The sequence below is a fragment of the Listeria sp. ILCC792 genome (assembly GCF_900186135.1).
Taxonomy (GTDB): domain Bacteria; phylum Bacillota; class Bacilli; order Lactobacillales; family Listeriaceae; genus Listeria; species Listeria goaensis.
Genome location: NZ_FYBO01000016.1, coordinates 1 through 19,005 on the forward strand (window position 1 = coordinate 1; position 19,005 = coordinate 19,005).

The 19,005-nt window shown below is 42.0% G+C and carries 10 protein-coding genes and 2 pseudogenes; 9 read left to right on the plus strand and 3 right to left on the minus strand.

Annotation, left to right across the window (positions count from 1 at the left end; genetic code table 11):
* The 4 genes and pseudogenes from CFS60_RS13110 to CFS60_RS13125 form a co-directional block, all read left to right on the plus strand.
* Positions 1-559: pseudogene (locus tag CFS60_RS13110) on the plus strand (HNH endonuclease); the annotation flags it as partial.
* A 1-nt stretch (position 560) separates the two neighbouring features.
* A complete protein-coding gene (locus CFS60_RS13115) occupies positions 561-1,118 on the plus strand; it encodes an SMI1/KNR4 family protein (protein WP_088810496.1) in 558 nt (185 codons plus the stop codon).
* A 565-nt stretch (positions 1,119-1,683) separates the two neighbouring features.
* Positions 1,684-2,085: pseudogene (locus tag CFS60_RS13880) on the plus strand (replication initiation factor domain-containing protein); the annotation flags it as partial.
* Positions 2,086-2,148: 63 nt separating this feature from the next.
* Positions 2,149-2,574 carry a hypothetical protein gene (locus tag CFS60_RS13125; protein ID WP_088810495.1) on the plus strand — a complete coding sequence of 142 codons (426 nt, stop codon included), beginning with the start codon at positions 2,149-2,151 and terminating at the stop codon, positions 2,572-2,574.
* A gap of 152 nt (positions 2,575-2,726) precedes the next feature.
* Here the strand turns inward: CFS60_RS13125 and CFS60_RS13130 are convergent, their stop codons facing one another.
* Entirely contained in the window at positions 2,727-4,973 is a 2,247-nt protein-coding gene (locus CFS60_RS13130) for a GH92 family glycosyl hydrolase (protein ID WP_088839356.1), read from the minus strand.
* 14 nt (positions 4,974-4,987) lie between these two features.
* Positions 4,988-6,034 (minus strand): substrate-binding domain-containing protein, encoded by a 1,047-nt coding sequence (locus CFS60_RS13135; protein ID WP_088810493.1) that lies wholly within the window; start codon positions 6,032-6,034, stop codon positions 4,988-4,990.
* A gap of 157 nt (positions 6,035-6,191) precedes the next feature.
* Between CFS60_RS13135 and CFS60_RS13140 the strand changes: the two genes are divergently transcribed.
* On the plus strand, positions 6,192-7,481 hold the full coding sequence (locus CFS60_RS13140) for a glycoside hydrolase family 125 protein (RefSeq protein WP_088839357.1): 1,290 nt from the start codon (positions 6,192-6,194) through the stop codon (positions 7,479-7,481).
* Between the two features lie 11 nt (positions 7,482-7,492).
* Entirely contained in the window at positions 7,493-10,156 is a 2,664-nt protein-coding gene (locus CFS60_RS13145; RefSeq protein ID WP_088839358.1) for an alpha-mannosidase, read from the plus strand.
* Positions 10,157-10,253: 97 nt separating this feature from the next.
* On the opposite strand, the gene CFS60_RS13150 is transcribed toward CFS60_RS13145, so the two are convergent.
* Positions 10,254-10,529 (minus strand): bacteriocin immunity protein, encoded by a 276-nt coding sequence (locus tag CFS60_RS13150; RefSeq protein ID WP_088839359.1) that lies wholly within the window; start codon positions 10,527-10,529, stop codon positions 10,254-10,256.
* 116 nt (positions 10,530-10,645) lie between these two features.
* Here CFS60_RS13150 and CFS60_RS13155 point away from each other — a divergent pair, with 116 nt between their 5' ends.
* From CFS60_RS13155 to rpoC, 3 genes are all read left to right on the plus strand, one after another.
* Positions 10,646-11,047: an Lrp/AsnC family transcriptional regulator gene (locus CFS60_RS13155; RefSeq protein ID WP_088810489.1), complete on the plus strand. Its 402-nt coding sequence runs from the start codon at positions 10,646-10,648 to the stop codon at positions 11,045-11,047.
* 515 nt (positions 11,048-11,562) lie between these two features.
* Complete coding sequence (gene rpoB, locus CFS60_RS13160; RefSeq protein WP_088810488.1) at positions 11,563-15,114, plus strand: DNA-directed RNA polymerase subunit beta; 3,552 nt, start codon at positions 11,563-11,565, stop codon at positions 15,112-15,114.
* Between the two features lie 180 nt (positions 15,115-15,294).
* Positions 15,295-18,900: a DNA-directed RNA polymerase subunit beta' gene (gene rpoC, locus CFS60_RS13165; protein ID WP_088810487.1), complete on the plus strand. Its 3,606-nt coding sequence runs from the start codon at positions 15,295-15,297 to the stop codon at positions 18,898-18,900.
* The last annotated feature ends 105 nt before the right edge of the window (positions 18,901-19,005 follow it).

Sequence of the window (19,005 nt, forward strand, 5' to 3'; positions counted from 1 at the left end):
CGCGGCAGGGAGCATCTTACAAGCTTCTGCGTATGTGGAGGACTGGGAAGGCCAACTAGCCGAATCCGGCATTATGTCGGCATTATCAGGCGTAGGCCTAGGCGCTGCGATAGCTCGTGGGAGTAAGGCGTATAAGGGTGGTAGTGGGGCTAAGACTAATACATCGCCTAAAACAAGGCTACCGAGAACTAATGGGAAATGGTCAGGCGAACCAGGAAATGGAAAATGGTTTTCAAATAAACCAGAGGTTGATAAGATTACTGGTGGAAAAGGTGTAGAATTTAAAAATGGTAGACCTGATTTTTCGCCTTGGTCAAAAGGTGATTTAAACTTTAAACCTGGTCAATTAAATGGTACGCCTGATGATTTTTCTCTTGTGTATGAAAAGATTCAACAGCAATATAAATTGCCCTCAAAGAATGCAGCTAAAAAAATGTTAAAAGACATTGGTGTTACACCTCACCATAAATCGCCAACTAAAATAGAATTGATTCCATCAGATTTACATGGTAATATACCACATATAGGTTCAGCAGCAGATATGAGAGGAGGATTTTAAAATGGATAATTTAAAAAATAAATTAGATGAAATTATTGATACTGAGATGAAGCAAAATCCTAAAGTATGGGGGATGGATTGTATTGAAGAAATTGAAAAAAAATATTCATTAGTTTTTCCCACTGACTATGCATTTTATTTGCAATATTATGGAAATGACTATATAAAAGATAACTATTTATTTACGCTCAGTGATTCTTTGGAAAAAATACTTAATCAGAATAGCTTTGAATTAGATTCTATTTTTGGTATTGATGATGATTTGAACAATTTGGAAAAAAAGATTTTATTTTATCAAGATATTATCCCGTCAAACCTATTTCCAATAGCAGATTTGCCAGGAGGAAATTTGGTTTGTATGGATAAAGAAAACCAGCAGATTTATTTCTGGATTCATGACGAGGTCGAGGATACGTATTTAGTAGCACGGAATTTCAGTGAATTTATTATGCAGTTTCAATTCGAACAAAAAGAACAAGTCAACTTGGATGATATAGAACTTAATTTAAGCAATGATTTGGACGATTTACTAAAGAAAGCCGCTGAGAAATATAGATGAAGGATTTAAGGTTTCTTGAAAAGTGTTAAAGTCAAATATGGCAAAAGAGCATTTCTTATTAAGAATTATAATTCTTGTAAGTTATGCTTTTTTATTTTGTAAGAAAGTTCAAGACTACACCAAGCCACTCCCAGCGTAAGTGTAAGCATGGGAAGTGGCTTGGATTGGAGCGTAAGCGACAATCCTTATAGGGCGCATGAGTAACACCGCCCTACACATACACAACAAGAAACAGGCTATTTTAAAGGCTTACCGCCTGTTTTTTTACTGCACAGTTTTATCAAAAAAATAGGCATAAATACATATATTTCATAAAGTTTCGCTTATTTTACGGAATTGAGGTCTTTGAAACTGTAGTAATGGTGTAAAAAGATTTGAAAACATTGCCAATTAGTTGTTTGTCATTCGTACTAATGGTAGAAAAAATAAAAATCTTTCTGAGATATGCAACAAATCGACCATTTCAAGTTAGATATGGTGTGAAAGACAAGGAGGACGCAAAAATGTTAAAAAAAGAATTAACTATCAAGATTGATTATTTAAGTATCATCTTCGATACGCTGAAGCTGACGAGCTGATACGTAAAGTATTAGGACTTCCCCTAGAATACTTCATGATACAAAAAGCAAAGGTCAAGCATAAAGATTATACAAACTTGTATCAGTTTGGCACAATCAAAGTGTATGGGGATAGACGGTTGAAAGACGGTACAGATGAAGCAGGTTGTTATCTTGTTTTGAGTGGACAATGGTGTGATGATTATTATAGCTTCTTACAGACCACAAAGCACACATACAGCGATTTCTTTCGTACGTGCTTACAATTAGCCGGAAAAGGTAATTTTCATCTTACAAGGCTTGATATAGCCATTGATGATAAAAATGATATCCCCTACTTTACCGTTGAACAGATAAAGCATAAATGCTTACGGGATGAATTTGTATCAAAAAGCAAAAGTATTTGTTAATCCGACAACAAAAGAAGTTGTGAGAATATGGCCCCAAAAATTTAAACAGTAAGGAGATTGAATGTGAAGGTAAAAAGAGTGTTACAACAAGAGTTAATGTGCGAAGTCACAGTTATTGATGAAATCAAGAATTTTGATATTATTACAGAAAAAATGGATGATGATTTTTATACTTTTCCATTAGGGACTAATATGATGATGTGGTTGAATCAGGATGGATTACTTGGAGAACTGGAGTGTATTTTCCCTGAACAAATAGATGAAGAAATAGTTTTAAACAATCAGAATGCCGTTGTAAAAGTTGGATTTCCTTTGGTAGAAATAGAGGAGGCTGTAACAGTTTCAAAAGCAAAAGTTTTTAGAAGTGAAGCATATTTCACTTTATACTTCTCTGAAATAAAAACGTATGATAAATGTATTATATCTAAAAATCTTTCATTCTATGTGAATAATGATGAGTTGATAGCCATAAAAGCTGTCATCTCATAATTAAATGGCAGCGTTTTGATTAACGGATAGTGTATCATGTCAGAAGAGATTGAGATAATCAGCTTGTAACAGATTAAACAATATTTTTAAACGCAAAAAAGAGAAACAAATCCTAGCGCAGGAAATGTTTCTCAGTTTTTATGCTTACATCGCTAACAAGTTTCCGAATGTGTAGTCGCAAGCTCTTGGGATTTTAAAATACTTTTTTGTGCCGACGAAATCGAAAACGGCAATTCTTCCTCTGAAATCTCACGTTCTTCTGGTACAAGGCCTAATGTGGTGGTTAGATTGCCGCCGCGGATTAGGTCGCTGTGGGTGATGAATTGCGATTTTAAGGGTTTATTGTCGCGCGTTCTGGCGGTGACGAATTGATGCGCAGGCGAATTGTTCGCCGTATCTAACGTTAGGGTTTTGCCGTTTGGCAGGTCAATGCGCACGTTTTCGAAAGCGGGAATTCCGAAGACGTATTCCCCTGAACCGGGTGTCACCGGATAGAAACCGAGCGTACTGAAAATGTACCAGCCGGACATGCTACCGTTGTCCTCGTCGCCAGGATAGCCGTTTATGCCCGCGTCATAAAATTGATTCACCGCTTGCTTGATTAGAACCTGCGTATAAGCAGGTTTTTTCGCGTAGGTGAACAAATAGGGTAAATGGAAACTAGGCTGGTTGGACAGCGCAATTTGACCGAAGTCAATCATCGCCATCTCGCTCATTTCGTGGATCTCGTAGCCGTAGCCATCTACATCGAATTTTGGTGGTGTGTTCGCGAGCTCGGTCAGCTTACGCAAAAATCCACCTTCGCCGTACGCTTCATTTAGGCCAGCAAAATCGTGGAAAACCGCGAAACTAGTCTGCCATGCGCTACCCTCGGCGTAGTCTTTCCCCCAAGAAAAAGGGTTGAAAGGGGTTTGGAAATTTCCGTTTTCGTCTTTGGCGCGCATAAAACCCGTCTTTGGGTCGAAAATATGCAGGTAGTTTTTCGAGCGTTCCTCGTATTCGGCTTCGAGCGCTGTGTTTCCTAGTGTCTTCGCGACGGCGGAAATGCAAAAATCGCTGTAGGCGTAGTCGAGTGTGTGGTTGACGCTTTCATGGTAGTTCAAGGGGACGTAGCCAAGACGGTTGTAGTCCAGTGCGCCGCGGCGACCGTAGTTTTCTTTGTCGGACTGCGTCGTGGCTGCTTTTAGCATCGCGTCTTGAAACTCGGGCATTAAATTTGTGCCGATGCCTTTTACAGCAGCGTCCGCGATGACCGCGTCAATGAGTGTGCCGGGCATGAGGCCGCGTTCGTCAGGCGACAGCCATTTTGGCAGATAGCCCGTTTCGCGGTAGCTATTTAAAAAGCCGCCAAGCATTTTTTCGTATTCATCTGGAATTAAAAGCGAATAAAGTGGGAACACCGTTTTGTAAGTATCCCAAAATCCATTATTCGTATATAATCTACCATTTGCAACGCGCCGTGCAGTCGTGTCATAATGAATCGCATTTTGATTTGCATCATATTCATAAAAGCGCTGCGGGAAAAGCGCCGTCCGGTAAAGGCAATGATAAAATGTGGCGACTTTCGCTTTATCTGAATCACTCACTTGAATCTTGCTCAAATAGGCGTTCCACTTCGCGGCCGCCCTCGTTTTGGTCGCCTCAAAATCATAATCCGCTTGCCGTTTTAAATTGAGACTCGCTTGTTCAGGGCTGATGAAGCTTGTCGCCAAACTGATTTCCACCGTTTTAGGTGCCGTATCGTCAAACCCAATTTGGAAAAATTGATTTTCTGCTTTTTGTGCCGCTTTTGAAATGATTTTTCCGTCTATAGGGAAGCCCGTGTTCGAAAAATCAAATGGGCGGTCAGCCGTCAAGACGAAGTGCATTTTGAATTCTGGATCCGCGCAGCCAGCAAAATTCTGCACGTAACCAAAAACGCGGTTTTGCCGTTCGTCCACCTCAATATAACTGATATTTTCAGCAGAAAAAAGCAAGCCGTGTTGTTCGTCTTTCGTATAAGAAAGGCGTATTTTCGCGCCGTAAGTGCTCGGTGTGAGTTCGCTCGTAATTTGATAGCGGAGTTGTTTGATTTTTAAATAATGCGGGCTGAAAACAGCTTCATTCGGCCGATAAGAGCTTTGGGCGAAATATAAGTCATAATTTGCCAACTTCCCAGAAATCGGGGTGAGCAAAAAGTGAGAAAAGTCGCCCATCCACGGGCTTGGTTGGTGTGTTAACCGAAAGCCTTGGAATGTGTGGTCGTTTGGATGGAAAAACCAACTTCCGTTATTGTTTGTCGTCTGCGGCACAAAATAATTCATTCCTCGTGGCACAGAAGTATAGGGAAGCGTATTTCCATTTGAATAACTGTGCTGATTATTTGTGCCATGCCTCGTGTCGATTTGTGTAACGTCCATAATTTCCTCCGATTCTAACGTGCCCCGCTTGACTCCCTTTCAATTAAAGAAACGGGAATGATTGCGTTTTCCACGTCTTTTTTTTGAATTTGTTTTTGCAAACTGATTGCGGCCGCGCGCCCCATCTCTTCAAAATTTTGTGAAATCGTCGTGAGCGAGGGCTCAACAAATTCCGCGGCTTGAATATTATCAAAGCCAATAACCGCCAAATCTTGAGGGATACGAATCCCCATTTTCTTCGCTTGCTTCATAAATTGAATAGCCATCAAGTCATTTTCCGCCACAATCGCCGTCACGCCGTCCGCGACAAACTTTTCCGCAATCCCAGCATACGCCTCTTCCGAGTGCACATTCGTTTCAAGCGCATGAAACGAAATCCCCGCCTCGAACAAAGCCCGCAAATAGCCCATGTAACGCTCGCGAACAGTGGAAGTTTCTTGGATCGTTCTACTGTTTAAAAAGGCGATTTTCGTGTGGCCTTTTGATAGGAGTAAATGAGCCGCCATATACCCGCCACTGAAATTGTCCGCCGTTACATACGGAAACGGGATACCCTCCATTTTTTTGTCGAGTAAAACAACCGGGAAACCTTGAAAGTGCAACTGATAAAGAATATCCAAGTTTGAGTTTCCTGTTTCCGGATAGTAAATCATCCCGTCGTATTGTTCAATCAACTGGAAAAAATGCGTTTGAGTTAGGAAACTTTCATCTTGAATGTGCACATGGTACCCTTTTTCCGCTAAATACGGCAGCATTAGAGCTGTAAAATTGCCAAGATCGTGTTGGCCAGGAAAAGGCAAAATAAAAAGGACTTGTTTCATGGAAGTAACCGCTTTTGAAATGGAACGCGCTTTGACAAAGGTACCCTTGCCGCGAATTCGCTCCACCAAACCTTTATTTTCCAGTTCAGATAAAGCACGCTTTGATGTAATGCGGCTCGTCTGATGTGAGGCGGCTAGGGCATGTTCTGTCGGCAATTGTGCGCCAACTTGCAACTCACCCGACATAATTTGACGTTCAAGCTGTTCGCTAATTTGCTGGTAAAGTGGTTTTTTAACCATTCAAATTGTCTCCTTTGATATATCATTTAATATACCTACTATACCAAATTTGCGATTTGAAAGAAAATAAAATGAAAAAACACTAGACAATTCATGGTAACATCATTATACTGTATTTAGTGTTAAAAAGATATATCAAATTTTAGGAGTGTTTTAAATGACATATCAAGAGGTTCCTGTTTCAGTAGAAAAGTTTATGAAAATAATTACGGAGAAATGCGGCGAAACACACGCTAACTGGGCGAAAAATTTCAATGCGTGCTTTGCCAATACATTACTCACAACCGTCAAGCGTTTGCCAGATGATACAACATTTTTACTTACTGGTGACATTCCAGCGATGTGGTTGCGTGATTCAACCGCACAAGTCAGACCGTATCTTGTACTTGCGAAAGAAGATCCAGAAATAAAAGCGATGATTTGTGGCTTAGTAGAGCGTCAAATGCAGTTCATCTGTTTAGATCCTTATGCAAACGCATTCAATGAGGAAGCAAATGGCGCAGGGCATCAAACGGATAATACAGAAATGAACCCGTGGATTTGGGAACGAAAATATGAAATTGATTCGCTTTGTTACCCCGTTCAACTTAGTTATTTACTTTATAAAGCAACGGGCGAAACGGAGCAATTTAATGAAACGTTCCATCAGGCGGTGAAGAACATTTTAACCGTGTGGGAAGTTGAACAAAAACATGAAGATTCTCCTTATACGTTTACGCGTGATACTTGGCGTATAGAGGATACGCTGCCAGAAGACGGGAAAGGGACAAAGGTTGGCTACACAGGGATGACTTGGTCAGGTTTTAGACCGAGCGATGATGCTTGTAAATTTGGCTATTTAGTGCCTTCGAATATGTTTGCGGTCGTCGTGCTTGGTTATTTGGAGGGAATTTACAGTGAGATTGCGGATGATGCATCGTTAGTGAAGCGAATTCAGGCGCTTCGCGGAGCAATTCAAGACGGAATTGAAACGTACGGGAAAACAAAATCACAAGCTGGCGAAACGATTTTTGCGTACGAGGTGGACGGTCGCGGCGGTGTGAGTGTGATGGACGATTCAAACGTGCCAAGCCTACTTTCGGCGCCGTACTTAGGTTATGTGTCGCCAAACGATGAAACATATCTCGCAACGAGAAAAGTGTTACTAAGTGAGGAAAACCCTTATTTTTATAAAGGAGAGTTTGCGAGAGGGATTGGCAGTTCGCATACGCCGCCCTATTACATTTGGCCAATTGCACTTGCGATGGAGGGCATGACGACCGATGACAAGTCGGAGAAGGAACGTATTTTGAACTTGCTTGTCGATTGCGACGGCGGGACGAATTTAATGCACGAAGGTTTTGATGTGAACAATCCGTTTGCCTATACGCGCGAATGGTTTTCTTGGGCCAATATGATGTTTTGTGAGCTTGTGATGGATTATTTTGATATTCGAGTCGAAAAATAGGAGGAGAAAACGTGAAAAAAGTTTATATTGTTTCGCATAGTCACTGGGATAGAGAATGGTATATTCCGTATGAAGCGCACCACATGCGGCTAATTGAATTGATGGACGACTTGCTCGAATTGTTTGAAACCGACCCGGAATTTGAAAGTTTCCATCTAGACGGGCAAACGATTATTTTAGACGACTATTTACAAGTGCGCCCAGAAAAAGAAGCGGCCGTTCGGAAAGCCATTGAAGCTGGCAAACTAAAAATTGGCCCGTTTTACATTTTGCAAGATGCCTTTTTAACGAGCAGCGAATCAAATGTGCGCAACATGCTAATTGGTATGCAAGAAAGTAAAAAATGGGGCACGCCCGTTAAGCTCGGCTACTTCCCCGACACGTTTGGAAACATGGGGCAAACGCCGCAATTGATGAAAGAAGCAAATTTGGACGTTGCCGCTTTTGGCCGAGGAGTCAAGCCGACTGGTTTTAATAATGTTGTAATTAATGACGAAAAATATTCCTCGCAGTTTTCGGAAATGTGGTGGGACGGGCCTGACGGTAGTCGCATTTTAGGCGTGCTGTTCGCCAACTGGTACAGCAACGGGAATGAAATCCCAACAGACAAAACGGCAGCGAAAGCGTTTTGGGAGCAAAAATTGCGCGATGCCGAACAATATGCCGCAACGGATCATTTGCTCATGATGAATGGCTGCGACCACCAACCAGTTCAAAAGGACATTACAGAAGCGATTCGCGTGGCCAATGAATTGTATCCGGATATTGAATTTATTCACGCTGGCTTTGATACGTATTTAAATGCACTAAAAGCAGACTTGCCTGCTGATATGAGCGTCATTGAAGGTGAACTTACAAGCCAAGAATCAGATGGTTGGTACACGCTCGCAAATACGGCATCATCGCGCGTCTACTTGAAACAGCAAAATACGGAAGTGAGCTGCCAGCTAGAAAATATCGCCGAACCGCTTGCAACAATGGCGTTCGCGGAAGGTTTCGCATATCCAACGGACAAACTCAACTATGCGTGGAAAACGCTCATGCAAAACCACCCGCATGATAGCATTTGCGGCTGTAGCGTAGATTCGGTTCACCGCGGAATGGTCACACGTTTTGAAACGGCAAATGAAGTCGGCAAATACGTGGCTAGTGAGGCAGCAGCGTTTCTCGCTAAAAAAATTGACACGAGTGCTTTTGACGCTGACGCGAAACCGTTCGTTGTTTGGAATACGACATCTTTCCAAAAGACGGGCTCCGTTACGATTGAACTCGAGTGGGAAAGAATGCTTTTTGCAGGCAATAAACACGATACGCTCTACGATAAACTTTCCAGTAAGCCTGTTCCTGAAGTTTCTGTTGTGGACATTCGCGGCAATCAAATTCCGTTTGAGCTTCTATCGCAAGAAGTACGATTTGGCTTCGATTTACCTAAAGATGCTTTTAGAGTCCCTTATATCGCGCGCTACATCACGGTCGAGCTATTCTTGGTCGACATGCCGGCGTATAGCCACGAGGTTTTCGGTCTTGTACAAAAAGCGCCGACTGCCGGTTCTGAAAATCTGGTGAAGGGCACGCATACGCTCGAAAATGCTACTGTCCGTGTTGATGTGAACGAAAACGGGCAGCTTACAATCACGCACAAGCCGACTGGTCGCATTCACGAAAACCTTCTTTCTTTTGAGGAAACGGGAGATATTGGGAACGAATATATTTTCTTTGAGCCGACCGGGGTTTCGCGCTACTACCCGCATGAAAGCCCAGCTGAAGTTCGGGTTATTCGAAATACGCCGAATGTAGGGGAAATTGAGATCCGCCATGAAATGCTTGTCCCTGAATCCGCGGACGAACTCCTTGACAAGGAACAAAAAATGGTGCTCGAATTTAAACTGCGCAAAGCTAAACGCTCCAAGAAAATGAAAAAAATGGTCATCACGACTCGTGTTGTTTTAGAGAAAAACAATTCGCTCGTGCAATTTGAAACGACCGTGAATAACGACATCAAAGATCACAGGTTGCGCGTTTTATTCCCAACAAGCTTTGAAACTAACGTCCATCAAGCAGACAGCATTTACGAAGTGGTGACGCGGCAAAACAAAATGCCAGAAACGTGGGAAAATCCGACGAATCCGAATCACCAACATGCCTTTGTGCACATGGAAGACGAAGCTGGCGGAATGACGATTGCGAACATGGGCTTAAATGAATACGAAGTGCTCGCAAATAACACCATCGCGCTCACGCTGTTCCGTTCTGTCGGCGAAATGGGTGACTGGGGCTACTTCCCAACGCCAGAAGCGCAGTGCCTCGGTGAACATGTTTTCCGCTATGGTCTCATGTTGCACGGCGACGGGGAGCGCGAAAAAACATTCCATCAAGCGAAACAATTCCAAGTGCCGTTTACCGCCGAACAAACCAATGTGCATCGTGGCGAAATCCCCGCTACAAAAGCATTCCTCAAAGCGAACAACGACGCTTTCCTAATGACCGCACTCAAAAAAGCCCAAACGGAAGACGCCATAATCCTCCGCGGCTACAACTTAAAAACATCTAAAGAGCCACTTGAAATTAAAGCAGGTGCGCGTAGCAGCTACCGTACGAACCTCCTTGAAGAAGGACAAAATCCGCTAACGAATGAACTAAAACCTGCAGAAATCGTGACTATAAAATTAATTTAAAACGCACATTAGAGGCTGGGAAATACTTCCCAGCCTTCAGTCTGATTGTGCGTGGTATGTTTTGCTTAAGTTTAGCGTTTATTAACGGCCTGTCAATTTACTTCGCTAATAAGCAAGCGTTAAGTTCTTTTAAAAGCGCTGAATTTTCTTTTGATAAGGAGATGCGGTGTACAATTAAGCAATTCGAAATGTCTAAAATTAACCTATTTAAAAAAAGTGAATCATTGTAGCATAAATCAATTTCGGAAATCCATTTTGTAAGAATATTTTTCAATTCAATGGTATTCTTTTCCACTAAATTTTGTGATAAAGCACGCACGATTGGTATGGCTGCACTCAATTGTTCTTTTGTAGTATAATATTGGTAATTCATCTGAAATCCTCCTATGTAGTTTTGCTATATTTAAGTATATAGAATATCCCCTAATAATTATATAGCCTCATGAAAAAATAAACGATGCAATGTTTTCATCGTGAAAGGACTTTAAAATGGATGAACTCGACCAAGAAATCATAAAGCTATTAAAAAAAGACGCGCAGTTAACAAATAAGGAAATTGGAAATGAAGTGCATCTAACAGGTCAAGCAGTTGGCAAACGAATATTGAATTTGAAAGATGCAGGCATCATAGGCAGTTACACCATAAAAGTTTATTACAGTAACAAACAGTTTATTCGCGTATTTATGGAAGATAATCGTTTTAAAGAGGTCGAACAAAAAATTATGGAATATGAGGAAATTGAAGAATTTTATAAAGTAAGCGGACATGCTTGCTTTATGGTAGTTGCGCATTTTGAACCAGAAAAGTTAAAAGTTTTTATTGAATCACTTTCGAAGTGGGCGCGTTGTAGTGTAGATTCAGTTGTCGGCGATCGACTTGAAAATAAGTAAAAAGCGATTAAATGTGAATCGCTTTTTTTGCTACGTCATACATCATCTGCGACTCTTGACAATGTACGCCAGATGTTGTATTATAGTTAAATGCCAAAAGAATCTATACTGTTTTTTGGTGCGCTCATTTTTATGTGAAAAGCTAGTGAAATGAAGCGTTTCCATTGTTTTGGTAGCATAATGGACATGGTCGTGGTTTTCAAGCAAATAGGTCAAATTTGATTTATTATGAAACTTTTTTTAAAAAAGTCTCTTTGCCGAATGAAATCCGCTTTCTTTTTGTCTAAAACAGCATAGAATTTTCTTTTAAAGTTCCATTCAAAGTTGTCCTTTTGCTGGTATTTAAGCCGGCTGAAAAGTGGCAGGAAGCTTTTGATGAACGGTATTTAAGCGAGTGATTTTTACACGTGTAAAAAAAGCTCTTAGCGTCTTAAATTCCGGGTGCGGGGGGTTCCACCATTTGTGCGAATGACAACCATTTTGAATGTGCTTATAAATTTTAAATAATTTGAGGGGTGAAGAGTTTGTCAGGACATGATGTACAATACGGCAGACACCGTAAACGTAGAAGTTTCGCTCGGATTAGTGAGGTATTAGAATTACCAAACTTAATCGAAATTCAAACAGCGTCTTACCAGTGGTTCTTAGATGAAGGACTCCGTGAGATGTTCCGCGATATTTCTCCAATTGAGGATTTCGCAGGCAACCTATCGCTAGAATTTATCGATTACGATTTAGGAGAGCCGAAATATTCGGTAGAAGAATCCAAAAATCGTGATGCAAACTACGCAGCACCCTTACGCGTTAAACTACGCCTAATCAACAAAGAAACAGGCGAAGTAAAAGACCAAGAAGTTTTCATGGGTGATTTCCCGCTGATGACAGAAATGGGAACATTTATCATCAACGGAGCAGAGCGTGTTATCGTTTCACAACTCGTTCGTTCCCCAGGTGTATACTTCAATGACAAACTAGACAAAAACGGTAAAAAAGGTTTCGGTTCAACCGTTATCCCAAACCGTGGCGCTTGGTTAGAATATGAAACAGACGCAAAAGACGTTGTGCACGTGCGTATCGACCGCACACGTAAATTGCCTGTTACCGTTTTACTCCGTGCACTCGGATTTGGTTCCGACCAAGAAATTTTAGATTTAATCGGAGATAACGACTATCTTCGCAACACCCTAGAAAAAGACAACACGGACAACGCAGATAAAGCGTTACTCGAAATTTACGAACGTTTACGTCCAGGAGAACCTCCTACTGTAGAAAACGCAAGAAGCTTACTAGTGTCTCGCTTTTTCGATCCTAAGCGTTACGATTTAGCTAGCGTTGGACGTTATAAAATCAACAAAAAACTACACCTTAAAAACCGGTTATTCAACCAAGTTTTAGCTGAAACGTTAGTGGACCCTGAAACAGGTGAGATTATCGCTTCAAAAGGCGACATTTTAGATCGCCGCAAACTAGATACGATTATTCCTAATCTTGAAAACGGCGTTGGCTTCCGTACACTGCGTCCAACTGATGGCGTATTAGAAGACAATGTAGTTGTTCAATCTATTAAAATTTATGCACCTGACGATGAAGAAAAAGAAATCAACATCATTGGAAATGCGTATATCGATGAAAATGTAAAACACATTACGCCATCTGATATCGTGTCTTCCATCAGTTATTTCTTCAACCTTCTGCACGGCGTTGGCGATACAGATGACATTGACCATTTAGGTAACCGCCGCCTACGTTCAGTCGGTGAACTGCTTCAAAACCAATTCCGTATCGGTTTATCCCGTATGGAACGTGTGGTTCGTGAACGTATGTCTATCCAAGATATGACAACCATCACACCACAACAATTAATTAACATTCGCCCAGTTGTCGCTTCTATTAAAGAATTCTTTGGTAGTTCACAATTGTCTCAATTCATGGATCAAACAAATCCACTTGGCGAACTTACGCATAAGCGCCGTCTATCTGCCTTAGGTCCCGGTGGTTTGACGCGTGAACGTGCCGGCTATGAAGTGCGTGACGTTCACTATTCTCATTACGGTCGTATGTGTCCAATTGAAACGCCAGAGGGACCAAACATCGGTTTGATTAACTCCCTTTCTTCTTATGCGAAAGTCAATCGCTTCGGGTTCATCGAAACACCATATCGTCGTGTTGACCCTGAAACGAACCAAGTAACCGACACAATCGATTATTTAACAGCAGATGAAGAGGATAACTACGTGGTTGCGCAAGCGAACTCCAAGTTAGACGAAAAAGGTGCATTTACGGAAGAAGAAGTTATGGCTCGATTCCGTTCTGAAAACCTTGCTGTGGATAAAGAACGCGTCGATTATATGGACGTATCGCCAAAACAAGTTGTGTCCGTCGCAACAGCTTGTATCCCGTTCCTAGAAAATGATGATAGTAACCGTGCCCTAATGGGTGCGAACATGCAGCGTCAAGCCGTTCCATTAATGCATCCGGAAGCACCGTTTGTTGGAACAGGTATGGAACACGTATCGGCAAAAGATTCCGGTGCAGCTGTAACCGCGAAACATGACGGTATCGTAGAACACGTTGAAGCACGCGAAATTTGGGTGCGCCGCGTATCTATGGTTGATGGCAAAGAAGTAACAGGTGGAATCGATAAATATACACTACGTAAATTTGTTCGTTCCAACCAAGGAACATGTTATAACCAACGTCCAAACGTTGCAGAAGGGGACCGCGTCGTTAAAGGCGAAATCCTCGGTAACGGTCCATCCATGGATTCAGGAGAGCTAGCACTAGGACGTAACGTTTTAGTAGCCTTCATGACATGGGACGGCTATAACTATGAGGATGCGATTATTATGAGCGAACGTCTTGTAAAAGACGACGTTTATACGTCCATTCACATCGAAGAATTCGAGTCCGAAGCACGTGATACGAAGCTTGGACCTGAAGAAATGACACGCGATATTCCAAACGTTGGTGAAGACGCACTTCGCGATCTTGACGAACGCGGTATTATTCGTGTCGGTGCTGAAGTAAAAGATAACGACCTTCTTGTAGGGAAAGTAACGCCAAAAGGTGTAACCGAACTTACGGCTGAAGAACGTTTATTACATGCTATTTTTGGTGAAAAAGCGCGTGAAGTTCGCGATACATCACTACGTGTACCTCACGGTGGTGGCGGTATCGTTCTCGATGTTAAAATCTTTACTCGTGAAGCCGGTGACGAATTACCACCAGGCGTAAACCAATTAGTGCGTGTATATATCGTACAAAAACGTAAAATTCACGAAGGCGATAAAATGGCCGGTCGTCATGGTAACAAAGGGGTTATCTCCCGTATCTTACCAGAAGAAGATATGCCATTTATGCCTGATGGAACACCCGTTGATATCATGCTTAACCCATTAGGGGTGCCATCTCGTATGAATATCGGGCAAGTGCTCGAACTTCATTTAGGTATGGCGGCTCGTAAACTCGGCATTCATGTTGCAACACCAGTATTTGATGGAGCAAATGAAGAAGACGTTTGGAGCACAGTGGAAGAAGCGGGAATGGCTCGCGATGCGAAAACTGTTCTTTATGATGGACGTACAGGTGAACCATTTGATAACCGTATCTCTGTCGGCGTTATGTATATGATTAAACTTGCTCACATGGTTGATGACAAATTGCATGCTCGTTCGACTGGACCATACTCACTTGTTACCCAACAACCACTTGGAGGTAAAGCTCAATTTGGTGGACAACGCTTTGGTGAGATGGAAGTTTGGGCTCTTGAAGCGTACGGTGCAGCCTATACGTTACAAGAAATTCTAACAATTAAATCAGATGATGTTGTTGGACGTGTGAAAACGTATGAAGCAATCGTGAAAGGCGAAAGCGTGCCGAAACCAGGCGTGCCGGAATCTTTCCGCGTATTAATCAAAGAGTTGCAAAGTTTAGGTATGGACGTCAAAATCCTATCTGCAGACGAGGAAGAAATCGAAATGCGTGATACCGATGACGACGACTTCTCCGGTCAAAACGATGCATTTAATATTGTGAAGCCTGAAGAGGCTACCGAGCAGGTTGACTAACCCGCCCGAAACAAAACTCCAAAATAAAAATAATTTTTCGATAAACTTAAACATGATGGACTTGTTAGCCGCAAGAAGCACTGAACGTAGTCGTGCTTTCTTGCGGGCCAAGTTATATGAAACGATATAATTTAAATCTAATAAGTGAAAAGTCATGACCAAAATTAGGAGGTTGGGCACTTGATAGATGTTAATAATTTTGAGTATATGAAAATCGGTCTAGCATCTCCAGATAAAATCCGTTCTTGGTCGCACGGTGAAGTTAAGAAACCTGAAACAATCAACTACCGTACGCTAAAACCAGAACGTGACGGACTGTTTTGTGAGCGTATTTTCGGACCAATGAAAGACTGGGAATGTTCGTGCGGAAAGTACAAACGTGTCCGCTATAAAGGTGTCGTTTGTGACCGTTGCGGGGTTGAAGTAACGAAATCCAAAGTTCGTCGCGAACGCATGGGACACATTGAACTTGCAGCGCCAGTTTCACACATTTGGTATTTTAAAGGCATTCCAAGCCGTATGGGTCTTGTGATGGATATGAGCCCGCGTGCGCTTGAAGAAGTTATCTACTTTGCGTCTTATGTAGTAACAGAGCCAGGCGACACACCGCTTGAGAAGAAACAACTTCTTTCTGAAAAAGAATATCGCGTTTATCGTGAAAAATATGGTCAAACCTTCCAAGCTGGAATGGGTGCCGAAGCAATTAAGAAAATTCTCTCAGACATCAATCTTGAAAAAGAAACAGATGAGCTGAAAGAAGAATTGAAAACCGCACAAGGTCAACGCCGTACGCGTGCAATTCGTCGCCTAGAAGTAATGGAAGCCTTCCGTAACTCTGGCAATAATCCAAGTTGGATGGTTCTTGATGTACTACCAGTTATTCCACCAGAACTTCGCCCAATGGTACAACTTGAAGGTGGCCGTTTTGCAACAAGTGATTTAAATGATTTGTACCGTCGTGTTATTAACCGGAACAACCGTTTGAAACGCTTGCTTGACTTAGGCGCACCAAACATCATCGTCCAAAATGAAAAACGGATGCTTCAAGAAGCAGTTGATGCGTTAATTGATAATGGTCGTCGTGGCCGTCCAGTGACTGGACCAGGTAACCGTCCATTAAAATCTTTATCGCACATGCTTAAAGGGAAACAAGGTCGTTTCCGTCAAAACTTACTCGGTAAACGTGTCGATTATTCCGGTCGTTCCGTTATCGTCGTAGGACCTAACCTTAAAATGTACCAATGTGGTCTTCCAAAAGAAATGGCACTTGAATTATTCAAACCTTTTGTGATGAAAGAACTCGTTGGACGAGGCCTTGCGCACAACATTAAGAGCGCTAAACGTAAAATTGAACGCATGGCGCCAGAAATCTGGGATGTCCTTGAAGAAGTTATTCGCGAACATCCAGTTCTACTAAACCGTGCCCCTACGCTCCACAGACTTGGTATCCAAGCGTTTGAACCGACTTTAGTTGAAGGTCGCGCGATTCGTTTGCATCCACTTGTTTGTACGGCGTATAATGCCGATTTCGATGGTGACCAAATGGCCGTCCACGTTCCACTTTCGGCAGAAGCACAAGCGGAAGCACGCATTTTAATGCTTGCCGCACAAAACATTTTGAATCCAAAAGATGGTAAACCAGTTGTTACACCTTCCCAAGATATGGTGCTAGGTAACTACTATCTGACACTTGAACGTGAAAATGCGGTTGGTGAAGGAACAATCTTTAAGGATATTAACGAAGCGCAACTTGCTTATCAAAATGGCTATGTTCACTTGCATTCTCGTATTGCCGTTTACGCAGGATCCATTCCAAATGAACGCTTTACAGAAGAGCAACGTAAGCAACTATTAATTACGACAGTCGGTAAATTGATTTTCAACACAATCTTACCAACATCGTTCCCTTATATTAACGAACCAACGAAATATAATTTAGAAATTGAAACGCCTACAAAATATTTTGTTGAGCCAACAACGGACGTTAAAGCGCATATCGCTAAGCAACCAATTGTTGACCCATTCAAGAAGAAAATTCTTGGAAATATCATTGCAGAAGTGTTCAAACGATTCCATATTACAGAAACATCTAAAATGCTTGACCGCATGAAAGACTTAGGTTTCAAAATTTCCACAAAAGCGGGTATCACAGTTGGTATTGCAGATATCTTAACGCTTACGGAAAAACATGAAATTCTAGAAACAGCACATGATATGGTTGAAAAAATCACGAAACAATTCCGTCGCGGTTTAATTACAGATGACGAGCGTTATGAGCGCGTTATCGGCGTTTGGAATGCTGCCAAAGACGAAATTCAAGGAAAACTAATTTTAAGCTTGGAACGTTTAAATCCAATCTTTATGATGCAAGATTCCGGAGCTCGTGGTAACATCTCGAACTTCACGCAACTTGCTGGTATGCGTGGTCTGATGGCTGATCCATCTGGACGTATCGTAGAACTTCCAATCACTTCAAACTTCCGTGAAGGGTTAACAGTCCTTGAATACTTTATCTCGACCCACGGAGCGCGTAAAGGTCTTACCGATACAGCCCTTAAAACGGCCGATTCTGGTTATCTTACTCGACGCCTTGTTGATGTGGCGCAAGATGTTATCATTCGTGAAGACGACTGTGGCACGGACCGCGGCTTAACAATTAAAGCGATTCGCGAAGGTACGGAGATTATTGAACCGCTAGAAGAACGTCTAGAAGGGCGCTATGCTCGTAAAACCGTGCGTCACCCTGAAACTGGCGAAGTTTTAGTTAAAGAAAATGATTTGATTACTGAACCGATTGCAGTAGCAATTGTTGAAGCGGGTATTGAAGAAGTATCGATTCGCTCGGCGTTTACATGTAATACAAAACATGGTGTATGTAAAAAATGTTATGGTAAAAACTTGGCTACTGGTACAGAAGTTGAAGTTGGTGAAGCAGTCGGTATTATCGCGGCACAATCTATCGGGGAACCTGGTACACAGCTTACAATGCGTACGTTCCATACTGGTGGGGTAGCCGGCGACGATATCACGCAAGGTCTTCCACGTATTCAAGAAATTTTTGAAGCACGTAATCCGAAAGGACAAGCAACCATCACAGAAGTGGCTGGGGAAGTTGTTTCTATCGAAGAGGGCCGTGACCGTGGACAAGAAATTACAATTCAAGGTGCGGACGACCGTCGTAGCTACACAGTTCCTTATACAGCACGTCTTCGTGTTCAAGAAGGTTCAATGGTAGACCGCGGGGAAGCACTTACGGAAGGTTCTATTGATCCGAAAGCGCTAATCCGTGTACGTGACGTTTTATCCGTTCAAGAATACTTGCTTGCTGAAGTACAAAAAGTTTACCGGATGCAAGGGGTAGAAATTGGCGATAAACACGTTGAAGTAATGGTTCGTCAAATGTTGCGTAAAATCCGCGTAATGGACACTGGGGATACGGATATCTTACCAGGTACATTAATGGATATTCATACGTTTACAGAAGCAAACCGTGAAGCTATTTTGAGTGGTAAACAACCGGCTACTGGTCGTCCAGTATTACTCGGAATTACGAAAGCTTCTCTTGAAACGGATTCCTTCTTATCTGCTGCATCATTCCAAGAAACAACACGTGTTCTTACTGATGCTGCGATTAAAGGAAAACGTGATGAACTTCTTGGTCTTAAAGAGAATGTTATTCTTGGTAAACTTGTACCAGCAGGAACAGGTATTCACCACTATCGCAAATTAAAACCAGAAGTTGTTGGTGCTGAAAAAGAAATAACAGAGGAACCAACTACTTTCTAAAAAATAAAACGGAAATCATTTTATGAAATGATTTCCGTTTTTATTTGTATGAAAGAAGCTATAATTGTCTTTTTTTGACACGTATATGATATTTTGTGTCTAAAA

What these genes read in the sequence shown, in the direction of transcription:
- CFS60_RS13135 (WP_088810493.1), bottom strand. Translation starts at nt 6,034, where the DNA reads ATGGTTAAAAAACCACTTTACCAGCAAATTAGCGAACAGCTTGAACGT.
- CFS60_RS13150 (WP_088839359.1), bottom strand. Translation starts at nt 10,529, where the DNA reads ATGAATTACCAATATTATACTACAAAAGAACAATTGAGTGCAGCCATA.
- CFS60_RS13155 (WP_088810489.1), top strand. Translation starts at nt 10,646, where the DNA reads ATGGATGAACTCGACCAAGAAATCATAAAGCTATTAAAAAAAGACGCG.
- CFS60_RS13140 (WP_088839357.1), top strand. Translation starts at nt 6,192, where the DNA reads ATGACATATCAAGAGGTTCCTGTTTCAGTAGAAAAGTTTATGAAAATA.
- CFS60_RS13115 (WP_088810496.1), top strand. Translation starts at nt 561, where the DNA reads ATGGATAATTTAAAAAATAAATTAGATGAAATTATTGATACTGAGATG.
- CFS60_RS13130 (WP_088839356.1), bottom strand. Translation starts at nt 4,973, where the DNA reads ATGGACGTTACACAAATCGACACGAGGCATGGCACAAATAATCAGCAC.